Here is a 13,490-nt window from a genome sequence, read left to right as displayed (position 1 = left end):
AGATCGCATGTTGGTTTTTTGCTTAAAAATAGTGCGATTGTTGATGTTTTTTAGTGCGAACTAAAAATAGGGCCGCGATATGAAGGATAAAGCTGGAAAAATATCACCGCATTTTTTAAGCAATTATAGGTACATTTATTATAAAAATAATGAACATTTATTTAAATAAGTTTTTGATTATTAATAATATAAAGTTTGGCCTAAAAAATAATATTGTGATGCAATAGTAATCTGTATTAAATATATGCGATATTCTATTTTGGTGCATTTTTCGCACCAAGATAAATCATGGACTTGGGGGTGAATGTTGAAGTACAACAGCTTAAATGACTTTCTGGATTATGTTAAAGCGAGAGATCCTAATCAACCTGAATTTTTACAAGCTGTCGAAGAGGTCATGACCAGTTTGTGGCCGTTCATTGAGAAAAATCCTAAGTATGCTCAATATGGTCTGCTCGAGCGTCTGGTTGAACCTGAACGCGCCATCCAGTTCCGGGTATCGTGGATGGATGACCAAGGTCAAACCCATGTGAACCGTGCTTTCCGGGTGCAATACAACTCAGCGATCGGGCCTTATAAAGGGGGGATGCGTTTTCACCCTTCAGTGAATCTTTCAATCTTAAAGTTTTTAGGCTTTGAACAAACCTTTAAAAATGCCTTAACGACGCTACCCATGGGCGGCGGTAAAGGCGGTTCTGATTTTGACCCGAAAGGTAAATCAGATGCCGAGATCATGCGTTTTTGTCAGGCATTAATGCTGGAGCTCTATCGCCATCTCGGTTCGAATACCGATATTCCGGCAGGGGATATTGGGGTCGGTGGTCGTGAAGTTGGCTACATGACCGGCATGATGAAGAAGCTGAGCAATGACACTTCTTGTGTCTTTACCGGTAAAGGGATTTCATTTGGCGGTTCCTTGGCCCGTCCTGAAGCGACAGGTTATGGCACGGTTTATTTTGCAGAAGAAATGCTGAAAACCCGTGGCGAAAGCTTTGCAGGTAAAACGGTTTCGATCTCAGGTTCTGGTAATGTTGCACAATATGCAGCAGAAAAAGCCATGTTCTTGGGGGCAAAGGTAGTGACCTTGTCAGATTCAAACGGCACAGTCTATTTAAAGAATGGTTTCAGCAAAGCATTACTTGATGAAGTGATGGAACTGAAAAATGAAAAACGTGGCCGTATTTCCGAGTTTGCTTCAAAACATGGTTTCGAATATTTCGAAGGTCAAACACCTTGGCATATTCCTGCGGATATTGCTTTACCGTGTGCGACACAAAATGAGTTAAAAGCGGAAGATGCTGCAACTTTGCTGGCAAATGGCGTGATTTGTGTTGCAGAAGGGGCCAACATGCCCTCAACGCTTGAGGCGGTTGAAAAGTTTGTTGAAGCGAAGATTTTGTATGCACCCGGTAAAGCTTCGAATGCGGGTGGCGTTGCAACCTCAGGCCTTGAGATGTCACAAAATGCTAACCGCTTGGGCTGGTCTTTTGAACAGGTCGATGAGCGTTTACATGCGATCATGAAAGAGATCCATCGTAACTGTGTCAAATATGGTACTCAGGAAGATGGTTCAATCAATTATGTTGATGGTGCCAATATTGCGGGTTTTGTAAAGGTTGCTGATGCCATTTTAGCGCAGGGTATTTATTAAAAATCTCCCTTTAATCAAGAGGGACCTCCCATAAAAAAATCCGATGTTAAGACATCGGATTTTTTTATTTACCGCTATAAATTATGGTTTTTTAACAATCTCTTGTTCAACAACCATATCGAGTACGTCTGCAATGCTTGATTGATCAGCAGCTGGGTTTTGAATGTCAAAACGCTTCACACGTACAATCACACGTTGTTGTGGATTGTGCTCAAAACCTTCGATTTGACCGTAGTAAAGCGACCAGTTTTTGTCAGCGTAAGTTTTTAAACCTTTGTCGTCATATTTAACTTCACGCACTTGCATACAAGTTTGTGGCGCAACGCCTGTGCAAGATTTAGTTTCTGGTGCAATTTCCAAGAAAACAGTTTTACCTTCAGACTGGTATTTTGCTTCAGGTGTCATTTTACCCACGAATGTATATTTTTGACCTTTTGCATCCGCGATGACCAAAGTTGGTTGTTCTGGATTGCTTGTATTCACTTCATAAGCGATTTTACGTTTTTGTAAAAGGTCACCCGCAAACTGTTCCTGTTTCATTAAGGCAGGTTCACAAGCCATCATTGTTGAAGCCAACGCACCAGTCACAATCGCGCCGTTTTCGATTTTCCAAGAAGTATTTTGACGGTTACAACCCGTATCTACAGATAAACGGTCATTTGCCAAGAAGCTTAATACGATTGGACGTTTGCTATCAGCAGGTTGATATGACCAGGTATAATTGGTCAATACATTGTTATTTGTCACTTTAGCACCTGTGAATACGTGTTTTTGACCTTTGCTGTCCGTCACAGTCAAGATTGCCTGACCATTCACCGTACTGATCTCAAATGGTACTTTTTTCTCGCTGAAAATATCAGCAGATAAACGTTCTTGTTGCATTAAATCGTCTGCACACGCCATCATGGTTGATACCAGTGGAGAAGTGACAATGGTATTGCCTTCAACTTTCCAAGTCCCGCCCTGATTGTTACAACCGGTTTGGATTGCAAGCTTCTGGTCTGCACCAAATGCTAAAACCAAAGGTTTAGACGCTTTTGAACCTTGGTAAGTCCAGTTGTATTCAGCCAAATTTTTTGCAGCAGTTGTATTAATTTGTGAAATCACGTTATCAGTCACATTTTGTACCGTTTGACACGCCATTAAAGAAAGTGGAAGTAAGGCAAGAACTAAATATTTAATTTTCATATTCAAAACAACGGGAAATAAATAACAGACCTAAGCTTAAAGTATTCTTAAAAAAAGAGCATGGGTGCCACTTAGGCATTAAGTTTGTTAAATGTTTCTATTTGTAAATTTTAAAAAATATAATGGATTTATAGGCTTGCTAATATTATATGCAAGCCTATTTTATTTTTATGTGATTCAGTACGCAATTTAGTCGAATCGGTAAATATCCATCCCGAGGGAGCCCATCGAGAAGCTGCTATGCACAATATTAAAGCGATTTCCTGTGCCCATCGCAAAGAAAAGTGGTGCAAAATGCTCTAGAGAGGGGTGATTTCTCTGTACATAGGGTAAGGATGGCCAGTCCAGCACAGCATCATAATCCTGATGAGTCAGTTTGTTGACCACTGCATTACGGAAAGTGCTGGCCCAAACTGGCACATCGGCATCTGCTTGCCAGGAAAGTTCAGCCAGATTATGGGTGATACTGCCTGAGCCGATCAGTAAAATCTGTTGTTCACGCAGTGGTAAAAGTACTTGTCCAATTTTATAAATCTCGTCGGCATTCATATGTATCGGTAATGAGATTTCAATCACCGGAATATCTGCATCTGGATACATATGCAGTAACGGCATCCAGACTCCATGATCTCGTGGACGGGTACTGTTGGCATGTGCAGCCAAACCTGCTTCAGCAAACAGCGTCAATATTTTTTCTGCCAACTGCGGTGCGCCAGGTGCCGGGTAGCGAATCTCATAAAGTGCAGGTGGAAAACCACGAAAGTCATGCCAGGTTTCAGGGCGTGTCGATGTACTGACTTCCAGCGCCTGACTTTCCCAATGTGCCGACATGACAATAATCGCTTGAGGTTTAGGCAGGTTGCTACTCAAGCGATTTAAGGCCGGGCCAACCTGTTCCGGGTCAAGGGCAAGCATAGGCGAACCATGAGAAATAAAGAGTCCGGGTAAGGTCTGGAAAGTCATATAGGGCACCTGATTAAAATGACATGATTATCGTGACAAAAAAGTGATGACAATGACAGCCATTAAACGTCAACATATTGTTCTAAAATCAGAACAGCCTTTAGGCCCGATGATAAGGATGATTATGGTTAATACTCATCGCTCTATATAACTGTTCAATTAGCAGGATACGCACCATCGGGTGGGGCATGGTCAATTTCGATAATGACCAATGCCAGGCTGCTGCCTTACGAACCGCATCTGAATGTCCATCCGGCCCACCAATTGCAAGCGCAATATCATTGCCTTCTAGCATCCAGTGTTTCATGGTATCTGCCAGTTTTTCGGTACTGAGTTCGCGCCCGCCGACTTCTAAGGCAATCAAGGTTTCATTTGGCTTGAGCGCATTTAAAATACTTTCACCTTCAATTTGACAGTATTTTAAAATATCCGCTTCGGAGTCATTTTTTCCGCGTTTTGCCATCGGTAGTTCAATCACTTGCGTTTGCACGAATGGCTGGATACGTTTGAAATAGTCTTCAAATCCGGTAAGAACCCAAGCAGGCATTTTTTGACCAATGGTAAGAATGCGAATTTTCATAAGAATGGCTTATTTGGCAAATTCCACACATTATAAATGTTGCGGACCCGCATAGGGCAAAAGCTGCGGTTTATCTTGTCATAAATAATACAAAAAGCTGTTTTATATTTTCCATAAAAAACGCAGCTCAAAATGCGTATGAGCTGCGATCAAAGAGCCATCCGTCTGGAGTTCAGATGGCACTAAAATGAGTTCACTGAGTCAAACTTGATCTTTGTTTTATCGACTCTATTTTATTATGCAAGATATTGGTTATTTTTCAACCAGAAGATGTAACAAAAAAAGAGAGCCGAAGCTCTCTCTTTTATCAGTCACTGTTTAGTGACGTGCAGCTTTTGCCTCTTCCACCGGTTTTACAATCGGTGTTTTAGGTAAAGGCTTCGGTGTATCCGTTAACGCTAAAGGCAGGATTTCATCAATACTTTTCACAGCCTTGATTTCTAAACCTTCTTTCACGTTGTCTGGAATCTCAGCCAAGTCGCGAACGTTATCTTGTGGAATGAAGACCAGCTTGATTCCGCCGCGGTGGGCTGCAAGAAGTTTTTCTTTCAGACCACCAATACGCATCGCACGGCCACCGAGACTGGTTTCACCGGTCATGGCGATATCTGGACGAATCGGAATACCTGTGAATGCCGATACAAGGGCAGTCGTAAGAGCTAAACCAGCAGATGGTCCATCTTTTGGCGTTGCACCTTCTGGTAAATGCACGTGAACATCGGTTTCTTCAAAACGTGAAGATTCAATGCCCAATTCATCCGCACGGGTACGTACCACGGTCATTGCTGCGGTAATCGACTCTTTCATAACATCACCGAGTGAACCGGTTGTAATGAATTTGCCTTTACCTTTAACTGCAGCAACCTCAATGGTCAGCAATTCACCACCAACAGACGTCCAAGCCAGACCGTTGACACGACCCACCTGTGCTTCATCTTCAGCGATACCAAAGTCAAACTTATGCGGACCCAAGTATTCAGGAAGATTGGCAGAAGTCACGTCAATCTGTAAGTTTTTCGACTTCTTGCTGACCGCTTCTTTTACCACTTTACGGGCAATTTTAGAGACTTCACGCTCTAAGCTACGAACACCGGCTTCACGTGTATAACGTTGAACGATGTCACGGATTGCTTCTTCATGAACAGTCAATTCTTTAGTACGTAAGCCATTGTTCTTGATTGCTTTCGGAACAAGGTAACGTTCAGCAATATTGACTTTTTCATCTTCGGTATAACCCGGTAGACGAATCACTTCCATACGGTCCAGTAAGGCCTCTGGAATATTCATGCTGTTTGCGGTACAGATGAACATCACTTCAGAAAGGTCAAGATCAAGATCTAAATAATGGTCATTGAACTTGCTGTTTTGTGATGGATCAAGTACTTCCAGCAAAGCTGATGCCGGGTCGCCACGATAATCCTGCGCCATCTTGTCAATTTCGTCGAGTAAGAACAACGGGTTCTTTACACCAACTTTTGTCAATGACTGCACGATTTTACCTGGCATCGCACCGATATAGGTACGACGGTGACCACGAATTTCAGCTTCATCACGTACACCACCGAGTGCCATACGAACAAACTCACGGCCTGTCGCTTTGGCAACAGATTCACCAAGCGAGGTTTTACCCACACCTGGAGGACCGACGAGACAGAGGATCGGACCTTTGAGTTTTTTCACGCGAGACTGAACTGCTAGATATTCCACAATACGATCTTTAACGTCATCTAGGCCGTAATGATCGGTATCAAGAATTTCCTGAGCTTTATTCAGGTTAATACTCACCTTGCTGGCTTTGTTCCATGGCGTATCCAAAATCACTTCCAGATAGTTGCGAACTACAGCAGCTTCACTTGAAGCAGGTTGCATGGCCTTAAGTTTACGAAACTCAGCTTCAGCTTTTTTGCGTACGTGTTCAGGTAAATCGGCTTCAGCCAGACGTTTTTCAATTTCTGCAACGTCATCTTCAGCCCCGCCATTCATATCGGAAAGTTCACGTTGAATGACTTTCATTTTTTCATTTAGAAAGTATTCACGTTGGTTCTTTTCCATTTGGCGTTTTACACTGTCGTGCAGCGTTTGTTCAATTTGCTGTTCAGCAGATTGATTCATCAAATAATTCATCAACTCTTGCAAGTGAGCTTCAAATTCATCGTGCTCTAAAAATTTTTGTTTGACTTCAATATTTAAAGGCACACGAGTGGCAACGAAGAACATCAATTGTAATAAGTCTTCAATTTTATTTGCTGCTGCGACGAGTTCACGCGCATTACGTAATTTTGCTTCGGCATATTGAGCAAAAAGGGTACGTAATTCATTTAAGCGAGTTTCTTGGGTCTCTTGATCCAAAGATAATGTCATTGGGCTTAAATGATGTTCAGCTGTTAAGTATTCTTCACCATCAATAATACGTTCTAACTTAGAACGGTGTAGGCCTTCGATCAGTACTTTAATGCAGTTTTCATCATTTTCATGATTAACAACCTGTACGATTTTAGCCACAGTTCCATATTGATAGAGATTATCGTGATCAATTTCTTCTGTAAGCGAATCTTTTTGCGCAACTACAAATACTAAATTGTCACTGTTACGAGCCACATCCACTGCATTGATCGATTTTTCACGACCCACGAATAGCGCAATTTGCATGTGCGGATACACCACAACATCACGTAACGCTAATAGTGGTAATACACTTGGAACCTGTGGCTCTAAGCTTGTTTCATTATTTAAAATATATTCAGACATGGGCACTCCTAATGAGTGACAACGGTGTTGCCATGTTTTTTATAGTGATGTGCATTTTAAAAATTACAAGGGTTTTTACTTAGAAAATATAAAAAAAAGACTAAATTACTCAAGATTTAGGCCCGTGATAACAAAAAGTGCGAGTTAGCGCTTGAAAAAATAGAATTTTTTAGGTGTGAGTAATCCATCTAGAGGTTGATCCCATTTCTCCCGTAATAAAGGTTGTTGTATATATTGGAAGTCATGGGCCAGACCGAGACGATAAGGGCGCTGTTGAGCACTGGCTAAAGTCCGGTCATAAAAACCACCTCCCATGCCGATACGTGTGCCCAGGTAATCACAGGCCAGCAAAGGCATAAGCAGTAGATCGAGTCGGGAAACATGGTGGCCGCGATTTGCCATGGGTTCCTTCATACCTAGCGGATGGTGTGAAAAGCGTTGATTAAAATATTGGTTTGAATGCACCCGTACCCAGACCAGTTGCTGGTTCATATTACAGATCATGGGTAAATAAACCTGTTTTCCGTGCTGAAAACAGAGTTTTAGAATTTTGTGAGTATGAATTTCACCAAAGGCATGTAAATACAGCCCGATTTTTCTTGATGTTTGAAAAGGGACTGACTTTCTGAGCTGAATCAAAACCTGCTGTTCAGCTTGCTTTTGTTGATAAGAGGAGAGTTGTCTTCTTTTAACGCGTAGCTGTTTTCTTAATAATTTTAAATCTTGGCCCATAAGATTGCAGCAATATTTTTGATAAGAGAATCATACTCGATTTAGCAAACAATATCTAAAACCCAGTGTTTTGAAATTTATAAGTAAAAATTGATAGTGTCGTGGTTATTTTTATCCCAGCTAATAAATGGTTTTTTGATTACTTATTTCAATAATTAATGGTAATTAAAGGTATTGAATATTATTTTGCTTTGTTTTATGGAGTTTTTGCTCTACTTTTCATTTTATTTGTAAAAAGAAACAAAATGAAAACAAAAGAAAACATAAAATTATTTTTGTAGTTAAATCATGAATTTATTTTACATGATTTTTTAATAATGTGAGAAATAAGTCTCACATTTTATCAAAAAGTGTTCATTGTATCTTTACCAATTTACTCGGTTTTATTAGCATCCGCGGCTCTTTTTCGGCATCGAAACTAAAAATGCTCATTTGCATTTTTAGACCATCAATAACTGTAGTAAACATCTGAGAATTTTATGAACAAAGTGTATAAAGTGGTTTGGAATGCATCTATTGGCGCATGGGTTGCAACCTCTGAACTGGCAAAAAGTAAAACCAAAACTAAGTCAAAAATTTTAAATTTGTCTGCTGCAGTACTGGTTGGGGCGATCAGTTTTTCTCCTGCGGCATTTGCCGCAAGTGGGATTGATAATGGAGGGGGGGCCGGGACTTCTATTTCTGGTTCAACGATGAACTGTCGCGAAGGCGCTGCAAATACTGCCAATGGTAAAGATGTTGCCATTGGTTGTGGTGCTAAGACACAAGACTCTACCACTACCAATATCGCAAACCGCCAAAATCCATATAACAATTCAACAGGTGCTTTTGCAGGAGCAATGAAACAAGGCGGTTCAATTGCCTTGGGTACAGGTGCGACCACTGAAAAAGGTTTAGGTACGGCAATCGGTTCTTATGCAACCACGACCGATATTGCCGGCGTTGCAATCGGAACAGGTGCTTTATCAAAAGGGAATACTGCGCTTTCGATTGGCCGTCAGTCAGCAGCAACTGGAGACTTTTCGCAGGCAATTGGTAATGTGGCAGCCGCAACAGGTAAAGGTTCTTTAGCGATTGGTCACTCTGCAACTGCAGAAGGTTACCGTTCAATTGCCATTGGTTCTCCAGATATTGAAAATGCAGGTTCTGTCGCAGGTCAGGCAGGCGCATCCTATCAGCCAAACATGGCAACCAAGGCGACAGGTAAAGATTCGATTGCATTTGGTGGTGGTGCGGTTGCAACACAAGAAAACTCTTTGGCAATTGGTGCATTCTCGGCATCAACTGGTAAAAAATCAGTTGCGATTGGTACGGGCGCAAAAGCCAATAAAGATGAAGCTGTTGTAATTGGTGACCAAGCAGAAGCTACTTTTGATGGTGGTGTTGCAATCGGTAAGGGTGCACGTTCAGAAGCTGAAAACAGTATTGCTTTAGGTAAAGATTCAAAAGCGACTCAAGCGACTGGTGAAAGTTTCCTAACCAAACAAGCTGCACCAACAGGTGTTTTGTCTGTAGGGGATGTGGGTGCTGAGCGTCGTATTCAAAATGTCGCAGATGGTGCAGCTGATTCTGATGCTGCAACGGTTGGTCAGTTAAAAGCTGCACGTACCCATTATGTCAGTGTCAATGACAATGGCATGCAAGGTGGTAACTATGAAAATGATGGTGCAAAAGGCCGTAATTCAATCGCGGTTGGTGTAAATACAACTTCAACTGGTTCTGAATCGGTTGCGGTCGGTTCAAGTGCAAAAAGTGCTGGAGTTGGTGCTGTTTCTGTAGGTAGTGCCAGTGAAACAGTGGGCAGCGGTGATGTATCGATTGGTCGTAATGCATCGACTCGTGGCGCTGCAGGTACAGCGCCTGGCTATAGCAATCAATCGATTGCAATCGGTGACCAGACCAAAGCGATTGGCGACCAGTCAGTTGCGATTGGTGCAGATGTTATTGCGCGAGGTAACTCATCTGTCGCGATTGGCGGTGATGATGTTGATAAAATTGCCCAAGATGCCGAATTAAGTAAAACCTATACTGATATTACAGGTGGAACTTTAAAAGCAGGTCGTTATCCAACGACTGAAGCGAATCATGGTTCAACTGCAGTGGGTACTCAGGCTGTAGCTACGGGCGCATTTTCTTCTGCTTTTGGTATGACCTCTAAGGCAACAGGTGATGCATCAGCTGCTTTTGGTGTAATGTCGAATGCCTCTGGTAAAGGTGCTGCTGCATTTGGTGCGGTCGCTCAGGCGACAGGCGATGGCGCATCGGCAATGGGGATTAACTCACTTGCATCTGGGACCAATTCAACTGCAATTGGTTCGGGTAATAAACCAGGTGAGGGTGCGACTGCAACAGGTAATGGTGCTGCTGCAATCGGTAGCAATGCTAAAGCAACGGGTGATAGTGCTGCTGCGGTAGGTAAGGGTGCTGAAGCAAGCAATGAAAATGCTGCTGCGATCGGTGGCGGTGCCAAGGCGACAGGCAAAAACGCTGCTGCAATTGGTGGCGGTGCTTTAGCTGATCAGGAAAATGCAGTTGCTGTTGGTCAAGGTGCGCAATCTCTGGTTGTCGGTGGTGTTGCATTAGGTGCACGTAGCCGGGTTGAAGCAGAAAACAGTGTGGCTTTAGGACAAGATGCTGTTGCGACAGAAGCAACAGGTAACTCATTCCTCACAAATCGTGATGCATCAATGTCAAATGGTGTGATCTCTGTTGGTTCTGCGGGTAAAGAACGCCGTATTACCAATGTTGAAGATGGTGCTGCCGATTCAGATGCCGTGACTGTTCGTCAGCTTAAACATGTTGATTCTCGTGTGAATGAGAATGCGCAAAACATTACCAATCTGGATCAGAAAATTGATAACACCAAAACTGATTTGGGTAATCAAATTGCAGATACCAATAAAAATCTGAATGATGCTAAAACAGATTTGGGTAATCAAATTAACAATACTAAAACTGAGCTAAACAGCAAGATTGACAACACCAAGACCGAGTTGCAAAGCAAGGGCTTGAACTTTGCTGGCTATGCGGGTAAAGACGTTCACCGTAACTTGGGTGACAAGCTCAACATCGTGGGTGGAGCGGATGCTGCAACAGCAGAAGACAAGACCAGCGGTGAAAATGTCATTACCCGTACCACAGCAGATGGCATCAAGATCGAATTGTTGAAAGATGCGAAGTTCGACAGCATCACCACTGGCGACAGCGTACTCAACAATAATGGTTTAACCATCAAAGATGGTGCAAGCATCACTAAAGATGGCATCAATGCAGGTAATAAAGTTATTACTAACGTTGCTGATGGTGTAAACGGTAAAGATGCAGTCAATGTTGACCAGTTAACCAAAACCAAAGATGGTCTGGATAACAAGATTACTGATACCAACAACAAGTTAGACGATGCTAAAAAAGACTTGGGTAACCAGATCACGGATACCAATAACAAGTTAAATGACACTAAAGATTAGTTAACCAATCAGATTACTGATACCAAGACTGAGTTAAACAGCAAGATTGACAATACCAAGACCGAGTTGGAAAACAAGGGCTTGAACTTTGCTGGTAATGCAGGTGCAGACGTTCATCGTAACTTGGGTGACAAGTTAAACATCGTGGGTGGAGCTGATGCTGCAACAGCAGAAGACAAGACCAGCGGTGAGAACGTGATCACACGTACGACTGAAGATGGCATCAAGATCGAATTGTTGAAAGATGCGAAGTTCGACAGCATCACCACTGGCGACAGCGTATTGAACAACAATGGCTTAACTATCAAAGATGGTCCAAGCATCACTAAAGATGGCATCAATGCAGGTAATAAAGTCATTACCAATGTTGCTGACGGTGTAAATGGTAAAGATGCAGTCAATGTTGATCAGTTAACCAAAACCAAAGATGGTCTGGATAACAAGATTACTGATACCAACAACAAGTTAGACTACGCTAAAAAAGACTTGGGTAACCGTATCACAGATACCAAAGATCAGTTAACCACTCAGATTACTGATACTAAAACTGAGTTAAATAACACGATCAATAACACCAAGACTGAGCTAAATAGCAAGATTGACAACACCAAGACCGAGTTGCAAAACAAGGGCTTGAACTTTGCTGGCAATGCGGGTAAAGACGTTCACCGTAACTTGGGGGATAAGCTCAACATCGTGGGTGGTGCTGATGCTGCAACAGCAGAAGACAAGACCAGCGGTGAAAATGTCATTACCCGTACGACTGAAGATGGCATCAAGATCGAATTGTTGAAAGATGCGAAGTTCGACAGCATCACCACTGGCGATAGCGTACTCAACAACAACGGTTTAACCATCAAAGATGGTCCAAGCATCACTAAAGATGGCATCAATGCAGGTAATAAAGTCATTACCAATGTTGCTGATGGTGTAAATGGTAAAGATGCAGTCAATGTTGACCAGTTAACCAAAGTTAAAGACAGTTTAGATGGCAAGATTACCGATACCAACAACAAGTTAGACGACGCTAAAAAAGACTTGGGTAACCAGATCACGGATACCAATAACAAGTTAAATGACACTAAAGATCAGTTAACTAATCAGATTACTGATACCAAGACTGAGCTAAACAGCAAGATTGACAACACCAAGACCGAGTTGCAAAACAAGGGCTTGAACTTTGCTGGTAATGCAGGTGCAGATGTTCATCGTAACTTGGGTGATAAGCTCAACATCGTGGGTGGAGCGGATGCTGCAACAGCAGAAGACAAGACCAGTGGTGAAAATGTCATTACCCGTACTACAGCAGATGGCATCAAGATCGAATTGTTGAAAGATGCGAAGTTCGACAGCATCACCACTGGCGACAGCGTACTCAACAACAATGGCTTAACCATCAAAGATGGTGCAAGCATCACTAAAGATGGTATTAATGCAGGTAATAAAGTTATTACTAACGTTGCTGATGGTGTAAATGGTAAAGATGCAGTCAATGTGGACCAGTTAACCAAAACCAAAGATGGTCTGGATAACAAGATTACTGATACCAACAACAAGTTAGACGACGCTAAAAAAGACTTGGGTAACCGTATCACAGATACCAAAGATCAGTTAACCACTCAGATTACTGATACTAAAACTGAGTTAAATAACACGATCAATAACACCAAGACTGAGCTAAACAGCAAGATTGACAATACCAAGACTGAGTTGCAAAACAAAGGCTTGAACTTTGCTGGCAATGCAGGTAAAGATGTACATCGTAAGTTGGGTGACAAGTTAAACATCGTGGGTGGCGCTGATGCTGCAACAGCAGAAGACAAGACCAGCGGTGAAAATGTCATTACCCGTACGACAGCAGATGGCATCAAGATCGAATTGTTGAAAGATGCGAAGTTCGACAGCATCACCACTGGCGACAGCGTACTCAACAACAATGGCTTAACCATCAAAGATGGCGCAAGCATCACTAAAGACGGCATCAATGCAGGTAATAAAGTCATTACCAATGTTGCCGACGGTTCAATTGCCAATGGTTCTAAAGATGCCGTGAATGGCGGTCAGATCAAGAATATTTCTGACAGCATCAAGAACAGCATAGGTGGTAACACCACGGTTAATCCGGATGGCAGTATCACCACGAATAACATTGGTGGTACAG

General features: G+C 42.3%; 6 protein-coding genes and 1 pseudogene. 2 read left to right on the top strand and 5 right to left on the bottom strand.

Going from position 1 to position 13,490, the window contains the following annotated elements; genetic code table 11:
* The first annotated feature begins 304 nt into the window (after positions 1 to 304).
* Positions 305 to 1,651 carry an NADP-specific glutamate dehydrogenase gene (gene gdhA / locus MSG93_RS14255; RefSeq protein WP_005231717.1) on the top strand — a complete coding sequence of 449 codons (1,347 nt, stop codon included), beginning with the start codon at positions 305 to 307 and terminating at the stop codon, positions 1,649 to 1,651.
* A gap of 81 nt (positions 1,652 to 1,732) precedes the next feature.
* On the opposite strand, the gene MSG93_RS14250 is transcribed toward gdhA, so the two are convergent.
* The 5 genes from MSG93_RS14250 to MSG93_RS14230 form a co-directional block, all read right to left on the bottom strand.
* A complete protein-coding gene (locus tag MSG93_RS14250) occupies positions 1,733 to 2,839 on the bottom strand; it encodes an META and DUF4377 domain-containing protein (RefSeq protein WP_324622296.1) in 1,107 nt (368 codons plus the stop codon).
* A gap of 189 nt (positions 2,840 to 3,028) precedes the next feature.
* The gene (locus MSG93_RS14245) at positions 3,029 to 3,802 is read right to left on the bottom strand and encodes a class III extradiol ring-cleavage dioxygenase (RefSeq protein ID WP_324622295.1); all 774 of its coding nucleotides are present in this window, start codon (positions 3,800 to 3,802) and stop codon (positions 3,029 to 3,031) included.
* A 100-nt stretch (positions 3,803 to 3,902) separates the two neighbouring features.
* A complete protein-coding gene (gene rlmH, locus MSG93_RS14240; RefSeq protein WP_005231713.1) occupies positions 3,903 to 4,382 on the bottom strand; it encodes a 23S rRNA (pseudouridine(1915)-N(3))-methyltransferase RlmH in 480 nt (159 codons plus the stop codon).
* Positions 4,383 to 4,700: 318 nt separating this feature from the next.
* The gene (gene lon, locus MSG93_RS14235; protein WP_005288076.1) at positions 4,701 to 7,130 is read right to left on the bottom strand and encodes an endopeptidase La; all 2,430 of its coding nucleotides are present in this window, start codon (positions 7,128 to 7,130) and stop codon (positions 4,701 to 4,703) included.
* A gap of 144 nt (positions 7,131 to 7,274) precedes the next feature.
* A complete protein-coding gene (locus MSG93_RS14230) occupies positions 7,275 to 7,862 on the bottom strand; it encodes a 5-formyltetrahydrofolate cyclo-ligase (protein ID WP_324622294.1) in 588 nt (195 codons plus the stop codon).
* A gap of 479 nt (positions 7,863 to 8,341) precedes the next feature.
* Here MSG93_RS14230 and MSG93_RS14225 point away from each other — a divergent pair.
* Positions 8,342 to 13,490: pseudogene (locus MSG93_RS14225) on the top strand (ESPR-type extended signal peptide-containing protein); the annotation flags it as partial.

Origin of the sequence: Acinetobacter sp. IK40 (assembly GCF_035615075.1) — a bacterium.
Lineage (GTDB): Bacteria > Pseudomonadota > Gammaproteobacteria > Pseudomonadales > Moraxellaceae > Acinetobacter > Acinetobacter courvalinii.
The sequence above is the reverse complement of the archived record's forward strand: the minus strand, read 5'-3'. Positions and strand labels throughout refer to the sequence as shown.

Bases quoted from the DNA above. Each gene is read 5' to 3' on its own strand.
- MSG93_RS14250 (WP_324622296.1), bottom strand. From the start codon at position 2,839: ATGAAAATTAAATATTTAGTTCTTGCCTTACTTCCACTTTCTTTAATG.
- lon (WP_005288076.1), bottom strand. From the start codon at position 7,130: ATGTCTGAATATATTTTAAATAATGAAACAAGCTTAGAGCCACAGGTT.
- MSG93_RS14230 (WP_324622294.1), bottom strand. From the start codon at position 7,862: ATGGGCCAAGATTTAAAATTATTAAGAAAACAGCTACGCGTTAAAAGA.
- MSG93_RS14245 (WP_324622295.1), bottom strand. From the start codon at position 3,802: ATGACTTTCCAGACCTTACCCGGACTCTTTATTTCTCATGGTTCGCCT.
- rlmH (WP_005231713.1), bottom strand. From the start codon at position 4,382: ATGAAAATTCGCATTCTTACCATTGGTCAAAAAATGCCTGCTTGGGTT.
- gdhA (WP_005231717.1), top strand. From the start codon at position 305: ATGTTGAAGTACAACAGCTTAAATGACTTTCTGGATTATGTTAAAGCG.